The 19,838-nt window shown below is 47.8% G+C and carries 21 protein-coding genes; 10 read left to right on the forward strand and 11 right to left on the reverse strand.

Annotated features, from left to right (window positions below; translation table 11 throughout):
* The first annotated feature begins 108 nt into the window (after positions 1–108).
* The gene (locus tag ABXJ76_RS14230; RefSeq protein WP_432741390.1) at positions 109–1,275 is read left to right on the forward strand and encodes a pyridoxal phosphate-dependent aminotransferase; all 1,167 of its coding nucleotides are present in this window, start codon (positions 109–111) and stop codon (positions 1,273–1,275) included.
* A 2-nt stretch (positions 1,276–1,277) separates the two neighbouring features.
* Positions 1,278–1,601, forward strand: a complete 324-nt coding sequence (locus ABXJ76_RS14235; protein ID WP_432741391.1) for a rhodanese-like domain-containing protein — start codon at positions 1,278–1,280, stop codon at positions 1,599–1,601.
* Positions 1,602–1,700: 99 nt separating this feature from the next.
* Here ABXJ76_RS14235 and ABXJ76_RS14240 read toward each other — a convergent pair whose 3' ends face one another.
* The 6 genes from ABXJ76_RS14240 to ABXJ76_RS14265 all read right to left on the reverse strand — a co-directional run bounded on the left by ABXJ76_RS14240 (position 1,701) and on the right by ABXJ76_RS14265 (position 6,068).
* Entirely contained in the window at positions 1,701–3,833 is a 2,133-nt protein-coding gene (locus ABXJ76_RS14240; RefSeq protein WP_432741392.1) for a TonB-dependent siderophore receptor, read from the reverse strand.
* A gap of 107 nt (positions 3,834–3,940) precedes the next feature.
* Positions 3,941–4,225, reverse strand: coding sequence for a type II toxin-antitoxin system RelE family toxin (locus ABXJ76_RS14245; protein ID WP_432741393.1), 285 nt, complete (start codon positions 4,223–4,225; stop codon positions 3,941–3,943).
* Positions 4,215–4,460, reverse strand: coding sequence for a type II toxin-antitoxin system Phd/YefM family antitoxin (locus ABXJ76_RS14250; RefSeq protein ID WP_432741394.1), 246 nt, complete (start codon positions 4,458–4,460; stop codon positions 4,215–4,217). Before ABXJ76_RS14250 ends, ABXJ76_RS14245 begins: the two co-directional genes overlap by 11 nt.
* A gap of 168 nt (positions 4,461–4,628) precedes the next feature.
* The gene (locus ABXJ76_RS14255) at positions 4,629–4,919 is read right to left on the reverse strand and encodes a type II toxin-antitoxin system RelE family toxin (protein WP_432741395.1); all 291 of its coding nucleotides are present in this window, start codon (positions 4,917–4,919) and stop codon (positions 4,629–4,631) included.
* Positions 4,909–5,157, reverse strand: coding sequence for a type II toxin-antitoxin system Phd/YefM family antitoxin (locus tag ABXJ76_RS14260; RefSeq protein ID WP_432741396.1), 249 nt, complete (start codon positions 5,155–5,157; stop codon positions 4,909–4,911). Before ABXJ76_RS14260 ends, ABXJ76_RS14255 begins: the two co-directional genes overlap by 11 nt.
* A 356-nt stretch (positions 5,158–5,513) precedes the next feature.
* Entirely contained in the window at positions 5,514–6,068 is a 555-nt protein-coding gene (locus ABXJ76_RS14265) for a helix-turn-helix domain-containing protein (protein WP_432741397.1), read from the reverse strand.
* Between the two features lie 417 nt (positions 6,069–6,485).
* Here ABXJ76_RS14265 and ABXJ76_RS14270 point away from each other — a divergent pair, with 417 nt between their 5' ends.
* From ABXJ76_RS14270 to ABXJ76_RS14295, 6 genes are all read left to right on the forward strand, one after another.
* Positions 6,486–7,013 (forward strand): hypothetical protein, encoded by a 528-nt coding sequence (locus tag ABXJ76_RS14270; protein WP_432741398.1) that lies wholly within the window; start codon positions 6,486–6,488, stop codon positions 7,011–7,013.
* A 333-nt stretch (positions 7,014–7,346) separates the two neighbouring features.
* The gene (locus tag ABXJ76_RS14275) at positions 7,347–9,626 is read left to right on the forward strand and encodes a beta strand repeat-containing protein (protein ID WP_432741399.1); all 2,280 of its coding nucleotides are present in this window, start codon (positions 7,347–7,349) and stop codon (positions 9,624–9,626) included.
* An 834-nt stretch (positions 9,627–10,460) separates the two neighbouring features.
* Positions 10,461–10,721 carry a DUF4160 domain-containing protein gene (locus ABXJ76_RS14280; RefSeq protein WP_432741400.1) on the forward strand — a complete coding sequence of 87 codons (261 nt, stop codon included), beginning with the start codon at positions 10,461–10,463 and terminating at the stop codon, positions 10,719–10,721.
* A 22-nt stretch (positions 10,722–10,743) separates the two neighbouring features.
* The gene (locus ABXJ76_RS14285) at positions 10,744–10,992 is read left to right on the forward strand and encodes a DUF2442 domain-containing protein (RefSeq protein ID WP_432741401.1); all 249 of its coding nucleotides are present in this window, start codon (positions 10,744–10,746) and stop codon (positions 10,990–10,992) included.
* A gap of 314 nt (positions 10,993–11,306) precedes the next feature.
* A complete protein-coding gene (locus tag ABXJ76_RS14290) occupies positions 11,307–11,603 on the forward strand; it encodes a BrnT family toxin (protein WP_432741402.1) in 297 nt (98 codons plus the stop codon).
* Complete coding sequence (locus ABXJ76_RS14295) at positions 11,590–11,823, forward strand: BrnA antitoxin family protein (protein WP_432741403.1); 234 nt, start codon at positions 11,590–11,592, stop codon at positions 11,821–11,823. Before ABXJ76_RS14290 ends, ABXJ76_RS14295 begins: the two co-directional genes overlap by 14 nt.
* Positions 11,824–12,077: 254 nt before the next feature.
* Here ABXJ76_RS14295 and ABXJ76_RS14300 read toward each other — a convergent pair whose 3' ends face one another.
* The 4 genes from ABXJ76_RS14300 to ABXJ76_RS14315 all read right to left on the reverse strand — a co-directional run bounded on the left by ABXJ76_RS14300 (position 12,078) and on the right by ABXJ76_RS14315 (position 15,693).
* Positions 12,078–12,212 carry a hypothetical protein gene (locus ABXJ76_RS14300; RefSeq protein ID WP_432741404.1) on the reverse strand — a complete coding sequence of 45 codons (135 nt, stop codon included), beginning with the start codon at positions 12,210–12,212 and terminating at the stop codon, positions 12,078–12,080.
* Positions 12,213–12,317: 105 nt separating this feature from the next.
* Positions 12,318–13,463: a lipid-A-disaccharide synthase gene (gene lpxB, locus ABXJ76_RS14305; RefSeq protein WP_432741405.1), complete on the reverse strand. Its 1,146-nt coding sequence runs from the start codon at positions 13,461–13,463 to the stop codon at positions 12,318–12,320.
* A 99-nt stretch (positions 13,464–13,562) separates the two neighbouring features.
* Positions 13,563–14,660, reverse strand: a complete 1,098-nt coding sequence (locus ABXJ76_RS14310; RefSeq protein WP_432741406.1) for a DegT/DnrJ/EryC1/StrS family aminotransferase — start codon at positions 14,658–14,660, stop codon at positions 13,563–13,565.
* Positions 14,661–14,757: 97 nt separating this feature from the next.
* Entirely contained in the window at positions 14,758–15,693 is a 936-nt protein-coding gene (locus ABXJ76_RS14315; protein WP_432741407.1) for a Gfo/Idh/MocA family oxidoreductase, read from the reverse strand.
* Positions 15,694–15,943: 250 nt separating this feature from the next.
* Between ABXJ76_RS14315 and ABXJ76_RS14320 the strand changes: the two genes are divergently transcribed.
* Positions 15,944–16,435: a hypothetical protein gene (locus ABXJ76_RS14320; protein ID WP_432741408.1), complete on the forward strand. Its 492-nt coding sequence runs from the start codon at positions 15,944–15,946 to the stop codon at positions 16,433–16,435.
* Between the two features lie 755 nt (positions 16,436–17,190).
* Positions 17,191–19,185, forward strand: a complete 1,995-nt coding sequence (locus ABXJ76_RS14325; protein WP_432741409.1) for an HDOD domain-containing protein — start codon at positions 17,191–17,193, stop codon at positions 19,183–19,185.
* A 103-nt stretch (positions 19,186–19,288) separates the two neighbouring features.
* Here ABXJ76_RS14325 and ABXJ76_RS14330 read toward each other — a convergent pair whose 3' ends face one another.
* Positions 19,289–19,759 (reverse strand): hypothetical protein, encoded by a 471-nt coding sequence (locus ABXJ76_RS14330; protein ID WP_432741410.1) that lies wholly within the window; start codon positions 19,757–19,759, stop codon positions 19,289–19,291.
* Positions 19,760–19,838: the final 79 nt, after the last annotated feature.

Genomic DNA, 19,838 nt, shown 5'->3' on the forward strand with positions numbered 1-19,838 from the left:
TAACTCCTAAGACAAGATTAATTAAAACCGCGCATTTTTAGCAGAATAGCAACCGGATAGCAAGGTTTATTGGTATGATTCTATGCTTTTGTGATAAGTGGCAAAATTATGGACGTACGACTGGCAAAGCGAGCACAGGAAATCTCGCCCTTCTATGTGATGGAGTTACTGCGACGCGCAAAACAGCTGGAGGCGCAGGGTAAAGACATCATTCACATGGAAATCGGCGAACCCGATTTTACAACGCCTCCGGCCATTATGGAGGCTGGCATTCGACAGCTTAAAACCGGCGAAGTGAAATATACCCCAGCTGCCGGTTTGCCTGAACTGCGTGAAAAAATAGCCGAGTTTTATCGGCAGCGCTATGCGGCGACTGTGGACAAGAAGCGTATTTTTGTCACGCCAGGCGCCTCTGGAGCATTTTTATTGGCTTTGGGAGTTACGCTTAACCCAGAGGAAGAACTGCTTATGGCTGATCCCTGTTATCCCTGTAACAGCAACTTTATCCGGCTATTCGACGGCAAAGCCAGAACCGTTCCGGTCGATGCTACCAGCCGCTACCAACTGACCGCCGCGCAGATCAAACAGCATTGGACTAAAAACACTAAAGGCGTATTGATTGCATCGCCATCGAATCCTACCGGAACCCTTATTACTGCGGAGCAATTAAAGCAGGCGGTTCACACTGTGAATGCATTAGGCGGCTGCTTTTATTCCGACGAGATTTATCATGGACTGGTTTATGACGATAAGGCGACCACGGCGCTGGCATTTAGTGACAATGTGTTTGTGATCAACAGTTTTTCCAAATATTTCGGCATGACTGGCTGGCGGGTCGGCTGGTTGATCGTGCCGGAGGCGTTTATCGATGCCACCGAGAAGCTGGCGCAAAATATATTTATCGCCACAGCTACCCATTCGCAATATGCCGCATTAGCCGCATTTGACCCGCATACCCTGGCTGATCTTGAGCATAGGCGCACCGAATTCGAACGGCGGCGTGATTTTCTTTATGACGCCTTATTGCGTCTGGGCTTTGAAATACCGATTAAACCGGACGGCGCGTTTTATATTTATGCCAACTGTTCAAAGTTTACCGATGACAGTTTTCAATTTGCGCTGGATTTATTGGAAGCTGAAGGCGTTGCCGTAACGCCCGGAAAGGATTTTGGCATAAATGAGGCCAATCACTACATCCGCTTTGCTTATACCACGTCGATAGATAGAATGATTGTCGCCATGCAACGCTTAGATCGCTTTATTAACAAAGGATAACCATGACCGTAACACAACTATCAGCATCCGCATTAAAAACCAGAATTCAACATGAACCGCATTTATTTTTGCTGGATGTGCGGGAACCCCATGAGTTTGCCTTCGCCCGCATAGAAAACAGCGTGTTGATTCCGCTGAATCAAATCCCGCAAAGACTGGGTGAGCTGAATCCGCAACAGGAAATCGTAGTGATTTGCCATCATGGCGTGCGTAGTTCGCAAGCCTGCCAGTATCTGGCTAATTCAGGATTTAAACAGCTTGTTAATTTAACCGGAGGCATTGATGCCTGGTCTTGCGATTGCGATAATTCGGTGCCGCGATATTAAGTAATCGCTCTTTATCCTAGAATCCTCACCAAAGTGGGTGAGGGTGTGAAAGCCGCCCAGGCACTTTGGAGTTAAACCCGCCGTTATATTGCGGCGCGCTTAATCAAACTTCATCGCAACCAAAAATAAAGCAGTCCGACGATTACCTTGAATAACCGTATCATCAAATATTGAGCTGCTGACGTAACGTTGATCCAGTATATTTTCAACTTTAAAACGAAAATCGAATTGCTCCAATTGATAATGAGCAACCAGATCGGGCCTCACATAGCCCGGTACTTCAAAACTATTCGCATCGTCGCCAAAGCGCCTGCCGACAAACACCAAGCCACCGCCGATTTTAAATTGACCGGGCAAACCGGCGATGGGCAGTTGATAATGTCCCCACAGCGTGCCGCTATGTCTGGGGGTACTACGAAACACATTACCTTGCAAGACGGGATGTTGTATAAATTCAGTATCCATCCAACTGTAATTGGCGACTATTTGCAAGCTCTCCAAAATTTGTCCGCTGACATCCAGCTCAAAACCGCGACCGCGAACCATTCCATTAGCAATCGAATAATCCGGGTCGAATGGATCGCGGCGAGGAAGATTGCTTTGAGTCAATTGGTAGATAGCTGCGGACGTGCTCAAACGCTTATCGAACCAGGCCGATTTAATGCCAAACTCGTACATGTCGCCTTGCTTGGCGGGTAAAAACTTAAGATTCCGATCAGTGCCCGAGTTGGGTTGAAACGACTGACTGTAACTCAAATAGCCGGCGACATTATCAACCGGAGTAAACGACAAGCCGGCATTATAAGTAACCGCATTCTGGTCGGTTACAGGCACAAAGACATCGTTTTGAAAGCTGTCGCCATCAAACAAACTGTAACGCATTCCGCCTGTAACATGCCAAAACCGCGTTATATCGATCTGGTCGTTTAAATAAAAACCATATTCCAACGACGTTATATCCTTATCCAACCGGGTAGTCGCCGGAATGGGGTAATTAAAAGCAGGGTTATAAACATCCAGTGTATAGCCGCCAATACGACGATCACTGTTCAGGCGATCATCGGAAGCATTCCGCTCGACACCGCTAACCAGATGATGCTGACTGCCCAATAATTCAAACTGACCGTGAATTTCGCTGCGCAAACTATATTGATCGTAATGATCATGAATATTACGGTAATAGCCGCTAAGCGTCGTTGGTGTTTTAAAAGTATAAAAACCGAACAACAAATCTTCACGCTCAACATGAAAGTAATGGCTGGCAAAATGCAAAGACCAGTTATCCGATAATTCTTGTTTGAGTGCCGTGCTAAAACGCCAATATTTTCGGTCGGAACGAGTGCGCGGATCGACGTATGACCGGTCGTAAACCACATGATTTTGAGTATAAACATTATCGAATCGATAGGGTTGGTTTTGATTGCTGTACTCAAAGCCGACATCCAGAGCACTGCCGGGGGCATAATTCCAAGTCAGCGACGGTGCAAGAGTCGCTTGGTCATGCGTGATATTGTCACGGAAATCATCGGCCAATTGTCCGGCGGCAATCACCCGATACAGTACCGTTTTATCTTCATTCAACGGGCCGGTGCTATCGACAACCGCACGATTAAAATCGTAACTGCCCGTTTCATAACTCACCGAGTGTTTAAACTGCTCCAGCGGTTTTTTGCTGATGTAATTGACCGTGCCGCCCGGCGAACCGGAACCGTACAGCACCGAAGAATGCCCCTTTAAAATCTCAACCTTCTCAACCAAAGCCATATCCCTGACCTGAAAATGCTGATTATCCTGCACACCATCGAGATAAGCGCTACCGGCGGTGGTAAAGCCGCGTATCCGCAAATCGGTATTGAACCCGGAATCGGCAGAACTTTGTTGAACGCCGCTGACAAACATCGCCGCATCTTCCAGGCGCAAAGCCATGCTGTCTTGCAGCAGTGTCTGATTAATCACGCCTACCGAAAACGGTACTGCCAGCGTCGATGCCTGGGTACGGGTAGCCGTATCGGTAGTCGCAGTGTAGTAGTCAGAAACGCGTGGCGTGGTAACGAGCAATGTATCTAAGATCAGTGGCGACTGGCTGGCTGGCTGGCTGGCTGGCTGGCTGGCTGGCTGACCGACTGACCGACTGACTGGCTGACTGACTGACTGACCGACTGTGGATGTAGGTTCGGTCGCATAAACCGAACCGTTCCACAAAGCGCATAGAAAAAATAAAAGTTGGATCATAAAAAAGTCAGTGCCGATTATTATTGTTAGTTTCTGTTTGCATTGCAATGGTCGGAGTTCAAAGCTGGCTTTGAACAGCCAAAGCCAGCTTTGGACTCCATCTACTATCAAAGTCTTGACCTTGCCGTATCGTAAATCTTCAGCTTGTCACGCTTGCCCACTGCGATCACAGTAACAAAAACGGTTTCGTCCTCAACCCGATACACCAGCCTATATCCAACACGAGATAGCTTGATCTTGTAACAGTCGCGCATCCCAGCAAGGGCGGCTGCCGGAACCCGTGGATTATCCAGCCGTTCTGCCAATTTATTTTTGAGTGGTTCGCGTATGCTGTTGTCCAGTTTATGCCACTCTGCCAGTGCCAGCTCGTGAAAGCGTAGCTTATAGCTCATCCAGATTTACCTCGACAAACGGGCCATTGGCACGTTCCTGAGCCAGTTTCGCATCTTCCAAATCTTCCACATAGGCCATCAGACGTTCGTAATGCGCTGCAGGCAATAAATAAGCCTCCGGTCTGTTATGGTTGAGAATGGCAACAGGACATTCGTCCGCCTGCTTGATGATGTCGGCAAAGTTTCGTTTTAATTCGGTGACGCTTACGGTCTTGTCAGTGTAGATGGTGTCCATGAGAGCCCTCCAATGGAAATATTGATGCAATATTTAATGCTTAATTTAGCACTAAATACACTGCATATCTACCTGATTAGTTACCTGCCTCAAGTATCCGCAGTTGTAAGACGTAAAGGCCGCAGGGAGGCAGCCACCAATACTGCTGAGTAGAGGCGAACCAGCGAATTACTCTTGCATTCGCGAGAGTGCGAGATCATAGACCTCGTTTCTATTGCGTTTGCCAACCGCGATCACCGTTACTGTTATGGTCTTATCTTCGACAGAGTAAACGAGGCGATACCCCAGTTGACGCAGTTTGATTTTATAAATGTTCGGTGCGCCTATGAGTGCAGCAGAAAGGACATGCGGGTTTTCAAGCCGTTCTTTGAGTTTCTTTTTAAACTGGTTTTTTATGGGTTGGCCCAATTTGTTCCATTCCTTAAGCGCGGATTTTTTAAATTCGAGTTCATAGGTCATCAAATGAAACCTTAACCGATTCCTCTGCAAGTCGAGCTTTTACAATTTTCAGCAACGCAATGTCGTCGATCAGTTCCATCATGGCTTCATAAGCTGGAGCAGGTACGCAATAAAACACAGGTTCATTTCTGTTTAAAACGACGATGGGCATGCCGTCTCCACTCGCAACCACTTTCATAGGATTGGCTTTAAGTTCAGATATGCTGGTGGCAATCTCTGTAAGCACCTGATAGGTCATATATTTCTCTTATTATAATTAAAAGACCTGATAATAGGTCTTTTAATTAGTCTTGTAAAGCGTAGTAGCGGCATTAAGTTGGAACCGCGTCAACCTACTCTACTACTTACAAACTAACTACCCGCACCATACACGACAAACCTTCGGTTGCGGGAAAACAAACTTCCTCATGTTCATCGGTCATTTTCCAATAGGAAATCAACGAGCAAGGATAAGAAGGCGCAGTAAACTCCACGCTTAAAATTACCGAATCGCCCGGCAGCGTTTCGGGAATATCAATAATACGCCGGGTCGGTATCAGTCCGCGCCGGACTTCAGGCGCAACAATGTAGTTGTAACGAGCAATGCATCCAAGTTCAGGCGCTGACTGACTGACTGACTGACTGACTGACTGACTGACTGACTGACTGACTGACTGACTGACTGACTGACTGACTGACTGACTGACTGACTGACTGACTGACTGACTGACTGACTGACTGATCGGGAACAGCAGGAATATCCACCTTCTGATCCATACAGACCAATTTCCGCCCCCGCCAATTGACATGACCGATATTCTGAATCTCCCAAACCTTGGTAAACAGCTGATCGGTCAACACCGTTGTATTATCGGGAATCGTCACATCCTGAACAAAGCCGCTGACATCAAATCGATACTTCGCCCCAGGCACAGAAAATTTAGGGAAATCCACTTGATGCAGCAAATGCCGGAACAACACCATCGGATGCACTTGCAGCGCCTTTGCCAAAGCAACCAGTGTTGAAATTTTCGCCTGCCCTGTCGTCCCATCCAGCACGCTATATAACCCTTGCCGGGAAATGCCGGTCTGCCTGGCCAGTTCGGACATACTCAAGCCAAGCGTCTCGGTGCGTTGTTTAACATAGTTAGAAAATTCATAGTGCAGCATAAAGCAAATTATTGTCGTTCAATATAGAGACTGAAGTTCCCCGGTAGTCCATAGCTATCTGCACACGTTATTTTCCCGTTGCACGATAGCCTTAAGAAAGGAGCTTTACGGACTCTTGGGTAAAAAATTAAATACCATAAAGAGAGCAGGAAATATAAGGACTTATTTTCCACCTGTCAACCAAACATGACACATCAGCTGATAGGATAATCGCGCACCTACAGAATAGGCAATTACCTAAACAACAGCTTGGCTTTGAAAAAAAGCCTGACAAGAGGATAAGCCATTGCAAGTGCTCAGCCCCCTTTTTCATAAGCGGGGAAGTGAACGCTTACCCAAGAACACCTAACATTATTTTTGTACTAAAACTACACCCGCTTGTGTATGCGGAAAACTAACCCAACCGAGACAATACTGATGGCTATTACAACCACCCAACAAAATCAACTGCTACAAATGACTCAGGCAATGTTTAACGCTGCCCCAGGGGCAACTTTTTTAGCACAGTTTTCAGATATACTCTCAGCCGGCTCCTCGATAGCAAGCCTTGCGCAAACCCTATCAGGAACAGGCGTCTTCTTTGGCAAAAGTTATGCCTCTACCCTCACCTCAACCCAATTTGCCAGCACCTTTATCAGCGACCTAGTCGGCAGTAATGCTTCCACAGCTGACAAAGACTGGGCAACCACCTACATCGTTGACAAAATGGCGGCCGGAGCCACTCAAGCCAGCATTATTTCAGAGCTTACCCAAACCCTTTCCTCCGTCCCCGGCACAAACGCCAACTGGGGAGCCGCAGCCACAGCCTACAACACCACTGTTGCCACAAAAATTATAAACAACCTAGTGGGCAGTTCCGTAATCGATGCCACCAAAGCCGGAGCAGTCAGCTATATCACCGAGCAAATGGCAGCCGGAAAAAATCTGGGCAGCATGATCGAATGAGCTATAACCGCCCTTGATAGCATCTCTCATACCGATGCGACCTGGGGCAGCGGCGCATCACTGTTTGACAACCGGGTTGAAGTTTCCAAATATTACTCTGTTGATAAAGCGGGTTCTGCCACAGACCTAGGAACCCTGCAACAGGCACTGAAGGCCGTCACCACCGATACTGCCAGCGTTGCCTCAGCCAAAGCCATATTTAACACCGCACTAAGCGGTAAAGCCGTCGATGGCTACCTATCCGGTGCCACCGTATTTGCCGACCTGGACGGCGACGGTAAGCAAGGGGCAAATGAACCTAGCGCCATCACCGATGCCAAAGGCAATTTCGTTATGCCTGAAGGAGCCTTTGGTAAACTAATTACAACCGGAGGTACCGATATTTCTACCGGCAAGGCGTTTAAAGGGGTTTTAACCGCGCCAGCAGGTTCCACCGTCATCAACCCGCTGACCACCTTGCAACAAAGCTTCATTGCCAAAGGCCAGACCGCAGAGCAGGCACAGAATACCGTCGCCAAGGCGCTAGGCTTGGACGCCACTAAATTCGACCTTAACACCTTTGACCCTCTGGCCGTCGCACTGGATAAAAACGCCACCCCCGAACAACGGGCATTGGGCGCGCAATTGCAAGCCCAGGCAGCCAAGGTTGCCAACTTCCTGGTGACTGCAAGCCAAACCCTGATCGGCGCTGCCGGCGCAGGCAAACTGGATGTAGATACCATCAATAACGCCTTAATGAATGCCTTGGTTAACGCCATAGAAAGCGACAGCGACGGCGTAATCAGCTTTAGCGACAAAGCCATGCTGGAAGCCGTTATGAACGAAAGCGTAACGCTCTCGGGCGACGCCGATCTGATAGGCGTGACCGACAAAGTCGCTGGACAGGCCGACAACTTCGCCGCCCTGTCAGCGTCTTCGGCGGACAGCATTGATAAAGCCTTTGATGCAGGCGGCGATTTCACCGCAATGATGGTCAATTTCGCTCAAACGCAGACCGTCGCCCAAGGCGACATGCTGGACAAAATGTTTGCCGCAGCGGAAAGCGGCGATTTTGACAGCTTTGAAAACGATTTTCTTGGGGATGCTTTTGAAACAGCGGCCAATACCGCAACTGTTGGAGACATTAACCCGGATAGTACCGATGATGAAACAGCCGCTGCGGCGGATTTAGAGGCGGCAGCTGATACTGAGACTGTTGATGCTGGGACTGGTACTCCTGTGACCGGCGCAATCGACACCACTGCGCCAACGGTAACGGCTTTAACCCAGTCGGGCAAAACCCTGACAATCAGTGCCGAAGCAGGCAGTACCTTGACCATATTGGATGGCACTACCGATGTCACCAGCAACTTCACCATCAGCGAGTCTTCAGGTACCTTCACAGCAGTCGCCAATGCTGGCACTTATGCCGGTACGGAAACCCTGAGTTTGTCGGCAAAAGCAACCGATGCAGCAGGTAATGTGGGAACTGCTTTCGGTACTCCTGTGACCGGCGCAATCGACACCACTGCGCCAACGGTAACGGCTTTAACCCAGTCGGGCAAAACCCTGACAATCAGTGCCGAAGCAGGCAGTACCTTGACCATATTGGATGGCACTACCGATGTCACCAGCAACTTCACCATCAGCGAGTCTTCAGGTACCTTCACAGCAGTCGCCAATGCTGGCACTTATGCCGGTACGGAAACCCTGAATTTGTCGGCAAAAGCAACCGATGCAGCAGGTAATGTGGGAACTGCTTTCGGTACTCCTGTGACCGGCGCAATCGACACCACTGCGCCAACGGTAACGGCTTTAACCCAGTCGGGCAAAACCCTGACAATCAGTGCCGAAGCAGGCAGTACCTTGACCATATTGGATGGCACTACCGATGTCACCAGCAACTTCACCATCAGCGAGTCTTCAGGTACCTTCACAGCAGTCGCCAATGCTGGCACTTATGCCGGTACGGAAACCCTGAATTTGTCGGCAAAAGCAACCGATGCAGCAGGTAATGTGGGAACTGCTTTCGGTACTCCTGTGACCGGCGCAATCGACACCACTGCGCCAACGGTAACGGCTTTAACCCAGTCGGGCAAAACCCTGACAATCAGTGCCGAAGCAGGCAGTACCTTGACCATATTGGATGGCACTACCGATGTCACCAGCAACTTCACCATCAGCGAGTCTTCAGGTACCTTCACAGCAGTCGCCAATGCTGGCACTTATGCCGGTACGGAAACCCTGAATTTGTCGGCAAAAGCAACCGATGCAGCAGGTAATGTGGGAACTGCTTTCGGTACTCCTGTGACCGGCGCAATCGACACCACTGCGCCAACGGTTGCGGTAACACCTATAACCTATTCCAGCACTAATACTGTTGGCGGAGGAACTGCCACATTAGTGTTTGGTGAAGCATTGAGTTCATTTGGTACAGCATCAATAGCAGATGCTACTTCAGGTAGCATAACTACCGCTGCATTAGGTTCTGCCGTGAGTTCTTTGTCTGGAGATGGATTAAGTGTTGCTTTGACTTTGAGTGGTGGTACGTTTGAAGCTGGTGACATTATTACGTTGACTGGTGCAGCAGATATTGCTGGTAACACCGCAAACTTGATATTTACCTTGGCGTAAAACTGATCAGTCCTGTAGGTTGGGTTTAGGCGCTAGCCGTAACCCGACACATTCGCGCAAAATGTCGGGTAATGAAAAGAGCTTGCCCGACCATGGCTGCGACACAAATTGGCACCATAAACTTTGGAGAATAAAATGAGCTTTTTTAAAAAAATACTATCGATGTCGTTGTATAAATGGAAATGTTGCTGCTGTGACAGTCATCGTGATCCTGAAAATAATTTTTGTTCTTGTGGACATGAGAAATGTAGCAAATGTTCAGACTCGTATGGGTGGTAACTACTTTCATGCGGGCAGGGTCTGAACGCTGTAAGGCGGATATTTGTAGGGTAGATTCGCCGCTAGGCAATCCGCCGCAATTGCGACAGGCTGTCATCGGCGTTGTGCGTTGATAGGCGGTTTGCTGTCGCGAAACCGCCCTGCGCCCTGCGATGCTTTTGCGCTGATTCCCAATCCTCCAGGCGGGACGGGGTTTGTAACCCCGTTCCTAACGTTTTTGCGATGCCTGAGCCTCGTAACTGTGTTTAACCAACGTGAAACCTTGCGGACGGGGCAACATGCCCCGTCCGGCTCAGGGGGAAAGGAGATAACCGTAATAACTGGGGTCAGAGTAAAGTTAACCTCTAAGCGCAGAATAACTGCTAAGCGTGACGGGGTTTGCAACCCCGTTCGGCCTGAGGGCATAATTACTTTTATGTGAAAATCCAGATAGGGTGAGCAGGTTTTTTGCCCACCTTTCCACTGTTAACCATTGATTGAACGAACCGCCCTTGGGAAACTGGGGGCGGTTTTTTATTGTGGTAGAATTGGATTTTAATTTTATGAGAATTTACTGTGCCAATAATTTCAAGATTTTTTGGAATCATTATCAGAATGTACTACAACGAACATAATCCACCGCATTTTCATGCGGAATATCAAGGACAAAACGCCTTGTTTGATTTTAATGGCAATATCATCAAAGGCTCATTAAATTCAAGAACGGCGACCAAACTGGTACGCGAATGGATTGATTTGCATGTTGTCGAACTTGAAAAAGATTGGCAATTAGCACAAGAAGGTAAAGACATCACCAAAATAGAACCATTAAATTGAGGCGTTGGCGTTTATGTGGAATATGAATAAAGTCATTGAAATTAACTATCAGCAAGGCTATATCTTTAATATCGTGTTTGATGACGGTATTTGCGGCAATGTTGACTTTTCAGAATACATTGGTAAATGGGCTATTTTTGAACCGTTGCGGGATTTGAATCTGTTCAAAGCAGCAGGTATCGACGGTGGCACAATTGCTTGGGAAAATGGTGCAGACATCGCTCCCGAATCGCTATATGAAGAATGCTTGAAAAAAAGGGTCACCCATTAGCCTGGCTTCAAAAGGGTTCCAGAACCAATGAAGAACCAATGGGGTCAGACTCTGAGGTATCCCCAGAATAACTGGGGTCATATGAATAACTGGGGTCAGAGTAAAGTTAACCTCTAAGCGCAGAATAACTGCTAAGCGTGACGGGGTTTGCAACCCAGTTCGGCCTGAGGGCATAATTACTTTTATGTGAAAATCCAGATAGGTGGGCACGGCTTTTTGCCCACCTTTCCACTGTTAACCATTGATTGAACGAACCGCCCTTGGGAAACTGGGGGCGGTTTTTTATTGTGATATACTTTTACCAAGAATTTACAATGGAAAAGTGCATGCAATTTGAATGGGACGAAAATAAAAATATGCTAAATCTTCAAAAGCACGGTGTCGCTTTTGAAGATGCAAAAACGGTCTTCGATGATCCACTGCAAATCTCGAAATTAGATCACAGATTTAGCTATTTTGAAGAAAGATGGATAACCATTGGGGCAACTCAAAATGCACACATTTTGGTTGTTGCTAATTTGTTTTTTACTGATGATGGCGAAGAAATAATCAGAATTATTTCAGCACGATATGCGAATCCAAAAGAGAGGGCAAGTTATGACAAATGTTGAAGAAAGAGCTCGATTTGATGATTACGAGCTAGAAGATAATTATGATTTTAGCGATGGTATCCGGGGACGTTTTTACAAATCCAAAAAAATTCGCACAACGCTACAATTGGATAACGATATTTTGTTGTTTTTAAAAAAACAAGCGAGTGAAAAACACATCAAATATCAGGTATTGGTAAATAGTTTGCTTAGGGACTATATGAGTGAAGTTACTAAATGATACGTCCGTACAGCGAGTCAAGAACCAATGGGGTCAGACTCGATTAATTTAAGGATAAAAATCAGCTAATCTACTGGCAACTCTAAGCGTGACGGGGTTTGCAACCCCGTCCGGCCTGATAATTCAGGATTTAAACAGCTTGTCAATTTAACCGGAGGCATTGATGCCTGGTCTTGCGATTGCGATAATTCGGTGCCGCGATATTAACAATGGCTGCGCATCAGGCGGTAAAAACGCCTGATGCGCTTAAACGCTTATTTAAAGCCGTCTTGTTTAAATTTTTCCAGCCGCTTCTTAAAACCTTTCCGGTCAAACAGGTAGTATAAAAACACCAGTAAAAATGGCCAAAGCATATAGCCCAGCAGTTTAAATACAGTTCCAATTTCCATCGTTACCCCCTCATTTGGCAATTTATAAATCTGGATTTGACCTACCGGTAAACATTAACAGAAAAGCTCACCCTGTTGCCTGGTTTTTTCGCCTCCACAATCCGGCTAAGTCGACAGCATCTCCAATGCCAGCTGCGCCATATTTTTGGAACCGCCGCCCTGCCCTAACTGCTGTTTAACCTGACTCAGGTTTTGGCGCATGTTATCGGCGTAGGCCTGATCGGTCAAAATCCGGGTGATTTCTTCAGACAGGTTTTCGGCTGTCGCATCCTGCTGAATCAGTTCCTTGATGATACTTTTGCCCAGCACGATATTCGGCAAGCCGATAAATGGCGTATTTACCAGCCATTTTCCCAGCCAATAGGTGAGCGGCGACAGCTTGTAGGCAATCACCATCGGCACGGTTAACAAGGCGATTTCCAAGGTCGCGGTGCCAGAGGTGGTCATCACCGCGTCGCAGCATTGAATCACGTCGTAAGGCTGGTTTTTGATGACGCTAACGCTTAACGGCGACTGACGCAGGTAGTCGTCAAGCAAGGCGTCGCTGATCGAATCGGCTTGCGGCAAAACAAACTGACACTCGGGCAGATTGGCCTGCACTTTTTCTGCTGCGGCCAACATCACCGGCAACAGGCGCTTGATTTCGTTAGCACGACTGCCGGGCAGCAAGCCCACTATCGGCTTATTTTTATCCAGCCCGAAACGACTCAAATCCTCATCTTTACTGTACCGGGCGTGGACTTTATCTACCGAAGGATGACCTACATAGCGTACCGGCACTTTTTCGGCATCGTAATAAGCCGCCTCAAACGGGAAGATCACCGCCATCATATCGATGACCTTGCCGTAGGCTTTTACCCGACCCGGCCGCCATGCCCAAACTTGGGGACTGACATAAAACAATACTTTAATGCCCTGCTGTTTGGCGTAACGCGCCAGCTTGAAATTGAATTCCTTGTAGTCTACGCAAACCAGCAAGTCGGGGCGCTCGGTCGCTACCAGTTCCTGCATCAACGTTAACGCACGGCGGATTTCGGCATAATGCTTGATGACTTCAACCACGCCGATGACGGATATATTGGTTGAATCGTAACGGATATCGATACCCGCCTGAGCCATTTTTGCGCCGCCCATGCCCAGGCCTTTAATGTCCGGCCGCTGTTTTTGCAGCTCCAGAAACATATTGGCGGCGTGCTGGTCGCCGGATGATTCTCCGGCGCTGAATAGGATAGTTAAGGGTTTAAGGTTCAAGGTTCAAGGTTCAAGGTTCAAGGTTCAAGGTGAATTTATCAACAGGAGTGCAAGCTATGCTTGTACTTACAGGCGAAGCCTGCATTCCAGCAGTCTTAACTATGCCGTCAAAACATCCCGAATAACCGCCACGATCTCCCTGATTGAATCACCCTCAAGGAACGGACAAATCGGCAATGACAGGCAGTTGACAGCGACAAATTCGGTCACCGGCAAGCTGACGGCTGCATATTCCTGTTTAAACACATTTTGCCGATGCAAGGGTACGGGATAATACACGGCGCAGGCGATTTGCTTGTCCTGCAAGGCTTTCATCACTTCATCGCGACGCTCGCATAACACCGTGTACTGGTGATAAACGTGCTCGCCCAAACCATCTTCAAACGGCGTGGTCAGCGGCAAATCGATCAGCAATTCCGAATAATAATGCGCGGCACGTCGACGGTCTTTATTGTATTGGTCGATACGCTTCAACTTGGCCCGTAATACCACCGCCTGCATGTCATCAAGACGACTGTTATAGCCGATCACATCATGGTAATAACGGACATCCGAACCATGATTGTGCAACATTTTAAGTTTTGCCGCCGTCTCGTCGGAATTGGTGACGACCAGACCGCCATCGCCGAACGCGCCCAGATTCTTGCTTGGAAAAAAACTATAGCCGGCGGAATCACCGATAGCACCGGTTTGTTTGCCGTTGATGCTCGCGCCAAACGACTGGCAGCAATCTTCAATGAGTTTTAGCTTATGCCGGTCGCATAATTGCTTGATTGCCGTCATGTCGGCCGGTTGACCGAATAAATGCACCGGCATGACCGCTTTGGTTTTTGGGGTGATCGCTTTGGCTATGGCTTCCGGCGAGATATTGAACGTCTTGGGATCTATATCGACGAAAACCGGAATCGCACCGACATATTTAATCGCTTCCGCCGTCGCGATAAAGGTGAACGCGGTGGTAATCACCTCATCGTCGGTGCCTATGCCTTCGGCAATCAAGGCCAGATGCAGCGCATCGGTTCCCGAAGCCACCGCAATGGCGTGTTTTACCCCCAAATAATCGGCCGCTTCTTGTTCAAAAGCCTGCACATTGGGGCCTAATATGAACGAACAATTTTCGATTGTTTCAGCCAGTCCACGCTCAATTTCATCTTTAATTTCAACGTATTGAGCCTTCAGGTTTACCATGGGTATCATGTTGTTACTGCCTATTGTTTAGTTGAATGATGTAGATCGGATTAGCGGCTTTATCGCGTAACCCGACAAACCAATGCCGCACCCGGTATTTACCCGGTTATTTATCGCCCAATAACCGGGTAATTTGTATCGCCGTTTCCAGTGCCCGCCTTCCCGCTACACCGGAAACCAGCGGGTTATCACCGGTATGGATACAGTTAACGAAATGCTTGATTTCCTCCAGCAGCGCATCGCCGCTTTCAAAAACGGATTCTTCGGTTTCTATTTCCGGAATGCCGGGAAACATTTCCTTTTTTCCGGTGCGATGTTTGGTCAAGATCCGGTTCTGGAAATCCACAGAGACGTAGGAGCTCGGCCTGAACATGCGCATTTTGCGCTCCATCTTCATGCTGATCCGGCTGGCCGTCACATTAGCCACGCAACCGTTTTTAAATTTCAACCGGGCATTGGCAATATCGGTGCCTTGCGTTAACACTGCGGTACCGCTGGCGTCGATACGTTCCACCTCGGAATCGACCAGGGCTAGAATAATATCAATGTCATGGATCATTAAATCCAGGACGACGCTGACATCATTGGCGCGAGGATTAAACGGCGACAACCGGTGCGATTCAATAAACAGCGGTTTTTCTTCTTTGTCCAGACCCAATATCGCCGGGTTAAAGCGTTCCAGATGCCCGACCTGCAAAATCAGCTTCTTTTCCCTGGCGATAGCGATCAACTCATCGGCCTCTGCAACCGTTACGGTAATCGGCTTTTCAACCAACACATGAGCACCGGCATTGAGAAAATCCATGGATACCTTATGATGCAAGGTCGTTGGCACCACAATACTCACTGCATCGACTTCGCCTAACAAGGATTGATAGTCTGTCAGCACTATGGCTCCGTGTTTTTCAGCGACGTCTTTAGCCGCAGCCTCATTAATATCGACAACGGCAACCAGTTCGCAGTCAGGCAGTGACGCATATTTTTCAGCATGGAACTTGCCCAAATAACCGGTACCGATAACAGCGCATTTCAATTTTTTCATCTGATTATTTTACATCCTGTTTACTTGCGCCCCAGCAGCAGGAGCGATCTGACTTGTCGCTATTGTAAACTATCGCTATGTATTCAGAAAATTTTGTCCCCGGCAAATCACCCAGACTGTTTTTTGATGTTCTGATGAAATCAACATTCGCTTAATGCTCTCCTCGCCTATTAAAATCAACAGGCATTATCCCTATAAAAACTGAACGGTTTAGTTTACTACTTCATTCGTGTGTTTCGCCGGTTTCGGGTTGGTCAAGCAAGCCTTTTTTCCCGACTCGAATACGCCGTTGTTCTATATCAACTATCAATTGCCGCAAGGCAGCGATATTCGCGCTACGGCACACGACATGAGCGAAATCGACACCATCATCCGAGACAAACCCGGCGTTATATCAGTCGCAAGCTTTATCGGCCGAGGCGCCAGCCGTTTCATGCTGACCTACGCACCGGAACAGCCAAATAACGCCTACGGCCAATTTATTATTCGCGCCGCAAGCCTGGAGCAGATTGCGCCGCTGGCCGCCGAACTCAAACGCGAACTGAGCGAAGCCTATCCGAATGCCGACATACGTACCGAACGGCTAGTCTTCGGCTCCGACGTCGGGGCGAAAATCGAAGCGATACCGCTGCCAACCGGTTACCGGCTGCAATGGGGCGGCGAATATGAAAGCTCGACCGACGCGCAATCAGCCGCTTGCGGCCAGTATTGCTCGCCGCAGGCACGACAATACTCGGGATGATACCGCTTGCGAGCATGGCAGTCACAATCATGGGTGGCCTCGCCTTCGCAACCGTGCTAACGATGATCGCGGTACCGGTTTTGTATGCGTTGTTTTTTGGGATTAAAGCGGAAAAACACTAGCGTATTCGGTATCGGGTCATTCAATGTAGCGCTGGCAACATACCGGATTTCGATTCTCGAAGCCAACCGATCCCCATTCGGGAAAAAAGGGCAAGCCTCACATCTTTAACTCGATATTCAGGTTTTTAATGTTTCAATCCACACCCGACCTCATCCGTCGAGTGACAACCGCCGACGGATAGAGGTCGGTGGATTGCTCCTCCCCGTGAACGATGAGGTTACCAAAAAGGATAACGATGCCAATGCATCGTTGTCAAACTCAAATAATCCCCCTGAAGGGCGAGGTTTCAGACCAGCGAAGAAATTTGATGAATAACCGCACGCCAATGGTCTCAACATAGTGTTATTTAATGATTTATAATATTAATTAATGTCATATCCGCTTTTTTCTTTTGGATGAACTGTGCTTATCCGGTTGTCGCACACGCCCACGACAGGTAGTATGTTGGCTATCTATGCACCGAAGCCGAGGAGCTCTATAGGCAAGCGAATCCCATCTCACTACATTGAGTTGAGGTATCCGCCACACCGGATAACCACAGCTTAAAGATATTGTCTAACAATTTTCCATAAAACTTTACTCGACTGCGTTTGCTACATAAAAACGGAACGTTAACCACTGGAGAAGACGTCATGACCGACCAAGACACGGATGATACCGGACGCATAAAAAAAGCCGCTAGCTTGATTCTGAAGGATGACATAAAACACCTTCAGCTGATACCTTCGGTCGCCCTCAAGTTATTAACGCTAACCAAGGATGACAACGCCAGAATCGATAGCCTATCCCGGATTATAGAAACAGAACCGGTACTGACCGCAAAAATTCTAAGACAGGTTAATTCCGCCGCGTACGCCCTACCCAACAAAATAACCTCCACTAATCGCGCAGTGACTATGCTGGGATTTTCTACTGTGCGTCAGCTTGCACTAAACCTGCTGATTTATAACAATCTGAAACGACAAAACCCATCGCAACTATTCGACTTGCTATTTTTCTGGCAACATTGTCTGTATGTAGCCTCATTAAGCAAAAGAATAGCCGTCGCACTTAACTATCCCGATCCGGACCTGGTTTATACCGGAGGGCTTTTGCACGATATAGGCAAAGTCGTTCTGGAAACCCACGGACGCGTAACTTACAGTGATTTTATTTCTTCCATCGGCAATAACCAACAGTCAACATTAGAAGAAGAACGTAACTTTTTCGGCGTAACACATACCGAGATGGGGCATATTTTTTGTCTGGAATGGCAATTACCGGCATCAATCACCGCAATCGTAGCTTTCCACCATAATCAGCCTGCCGAAGCATCACCGCACTCACAATTTAACAGTGCAATCGCCATCGTTTCCTTTGCCGACTACATCGCCTGGATACAAGGCATAGGTTCGGCTGCCCAACTCAACAGCCATCCAACTTTACAGCACGCCGTGCTCGAGGCTATTGATCTTGAACAACTGAATCTTGAAACCCTGCTACAACAGGTTGATCAGGATATGCAAAGCACTCAAGAATTCTACAGCATTCAATTACCCAGCTTAACGACATTGCGGGCCACTCTGGTCAAAGCAACCATTAACCTAAGTCAGATGAACGAGGATAACGCTGTAGTCGCTGCCCCTAAATTATCCTCCTGTTTAACCGCGCCCCATCACAGCCTTAACCCTGATGACTTTATTCCCCGTACACTCGAGGCCATACAGGATGAATTTTCTTTTGACCGCAGCATCATGTTCACCATCGACCCCAAGCGCCGCTGTCTGATCGCATCATACGGCTGGCCGGAATCGACATTACCGAGCAAAAAAACCCCTTTTGAGATCAACATCAACAGCCTTTCCGGCTTGTTATTAGCGTGTCTGCGCGAAAAAAAAGCCGTCATCATCAACACAAAAGCAGAGCAAAACAACCCCATAATTCAACATCTAAAGACGACCGAGTTTATTGCCATCCCCGTAGCGCATCACAATAAGCTGCTCGGCGTGCTTTATGCCGATAATGCGCTGTCAAAAAAACCGCTGAGCGAACAATTACTGCCGGAAATCAAGCCCATTGCCTATGAACTAGGCATCGCCATCTTTAATGCCAAACAATACCATCTGGAGAAAAAAAACGCGCAGATTGATCATTTAACCCAGCTTTTTAATAAACGCATGATCAACCAATTTCTGACTGCTGTTTTTCAAGAAGATGGGGCCGCCTTGGCCAATATCGCGATAGGATTTGTCGATATAGACAAGTTCAAACGGCTGAATGACAGCTGCGGACATCAGGCCGGCGATGATGCCTTAAAAATTGTTGCCGATATTTTGCGTAGCTTAACTCGACCCGGAGATTTCATCGGCCGCTATGGTGGAGAAGAATTTTTATTTGTCCTTAGAAATACCAATGAAACCGGCGCTTACGGTTATGCCGAACGCATAAGATCGGAAATTGAGCGTCGCGGCAAGATTATGAGCCAACGATTTCATGGTCATAACCTGACGGTTAGCATCGGCGTATGTCTATATAGTGAGCACTATGCCGATTACGCCGACATGATCGAAACCGCCGATCAAGCCATGTATCAGGCAAAAAACGCAGGCCGGAATAGAATTGTGATGCTGGCAGGTGATGGCAAGTAACCTCAACCGTTAGAAAAATAGCACGCAGATTGCCGTGAATAAAGCGCATGCAGAACGGGGAGCTGCACAGCCTTCCAAAATTCCGCACTATCCGCTTTTACCCTCACCGCTTCAGGTTGATAACGATTCCGGCGCCATCCAGCGACTTTTGTTTATCCATTTCCGGCTCTTGCGACATCAACATCCGCCCTTCTAAACCCAAAGACCCTGGTTTTTTTTGACTTGCAGTTGCAAACAAATTTGCCGATTCCCGTTGGGGCATCTTGTTTTGTTCGCTCTTCAACCAAACATCTTCAGAAGCTTTAACTTTAAAGGGGATAGTAAGATCCAGTGTTTTTTGAAGCTCAGCAGCATCATTGGCACTCGGCACTGAAGACTTGTTGGCAACTTTTTTGTGTTTTGATTTAACGGAACTCTCTTTGCCGTTGAGCTGGACTTTTTTCACGTTAACCGATGCGGCCTGCTTTTCGGTTAAGACAGCATTATTAATGCCCGGTTGTTGAAACCCGGTTAGCAAAACGAATGAGGCCGCCACAAAGCCCAATAAAAACAGACGGTAATTTTTCATGTTCATTTTGTCTTCCCCTGCAATAAAACAACCAACGCTATATTATTCATTTTAGCCCAACAAACAAAAATTGGAATGCTTTAGC

It is taken from the genome of Methylobacter arcticus (genome assembly GCF_050917435.1).
GTDB lineage: Bacteria > Pseudomonadota > Gammaproteobacteria > Methylococcales > Methylomonadaceae > Methylobacter_A > Methylobacter_A titanis.

Coding starts and splice junctions, on each gene's coding strand:
- ABXJ76_RS14230 (WP_432741390.1), top strand. CDS start 109: ATGGACGTACGACTGGCAAAGCGAGCACAGGAAATCTCGCCCTTCTAT.
- ABXJ76_RS14235 (WP_432741391.1), top strand. CDS start 1,278: ATGACCGTAACACAACTATCAGCATCCGCATTAAAAACCAGAATTCAA.
- ABXJ76_RS14240 (WP_432741392.1), bottom strand. CDS start 3,833: ATGATCCAACTTTTATTTTTTCTATGCGCTTTGTGGAACGGTTCGGTT.
- ABXJ76_RS14245 (WP_432741393.1), bottom strand. CDS start 4,225: ATGAGCTATAAGCTACGCTTTCACGAGCTGGCACTGGCAGAGTGGCAT.
- ABXJ76_RS14250 (WP_432741394.1), bottom strand. CDS start 4,460: ATGGACACCATCTACACTGACAAGACCGTAAGCGTCACCGAATTAAAA.
- ABXJ76_RS14255 (WP_432741395.1), bottom strand. CDS start 4,919: ATGACCTATGAACTCGAATTTAAAAAATCCGCGCTTAAGGAATGGAAC.
- ABXJ76_RS14260 (WP_432741396.1), bottom strand. CDS start 5,157: ATGACCTATCAGGTGCTTACAGAGATTGCCACCAGCATATCTGAACTT.
- ABXJ76_RS14265 (WP_432741397.1), bottom strand. CDS start 6,068: ATGCTGCACTATGAATTTTCTAACTATGTTAAACAACGCACCGAGACG.
- ABXJ76_RS14270 (WP_432741398.1), top strand. CDS start 6,486: ATGGCTATTACAACCACCCAACAAAATCAACTGCTACAAATGACTCAG.
- ABXJ76_RS14275 (WP_432741399.1), top strand. CDS start 7,347: ATGCCTGAAGGAGCCTTTGGTAAACTAATTACAACCGGAGGTACCGAT.
- ABXJ76_RS14285 (WP_432741401.1), top strand. CDS start 10,744: ATGAATAAAGTCATTGAAATTAACTATCAGCAAGGCTATATCTTTAAT.
- ABXJ76_RS14290 (WP_432741402.1), top strand. CDS start 11,307: ATGGAAAAGTGCATGCAATTTGAATGGGACGAAAATAAAAATATGCTA.
- ABXJ76_RS14295 (WP_432741403.1), top strand. CDS start 11,590: ATGACAAATGTTGAAGAAAGAGCTCGATTTGATGATTACGAGCTAGAA.
- ABXJ76_RS14300 (WP_432741404.1), bottom strand. CDS start 12,212: ATGGAAATTGGAACTGTATTTAAACTGCTGGGCTATATGCTTTGGCCA.
- ABXJ76_RS14310 (WP_432741406.1), bottom strand. CDS start 14,660: ATGATACCCATGGTAAACCTGAAGGCTCAATACGTTGAAATTAAAGAT.
- ABXJ76_RS14315 (WP_432741407.1), bottom strand. CDS start 15,693: ATGAAAAAATTGAAATGCGCTGTTATCGGTACCGGTTATTTGGGCAAG.
- ABXJ76_RS14325 (WP_432741409.1), top strand. CDS start 17,191: ATGACCGACCAAGACACGGATGATACCGGACGCATAAAAAAAGCCGCT.
- ABXJ76_RS14330 (WP_432741410.1), bottom strand. CDS start 19,759: ATGAACATGAAAAATTACCGTCTGTTTTTATTGGGCTTTGTGGCGGCC.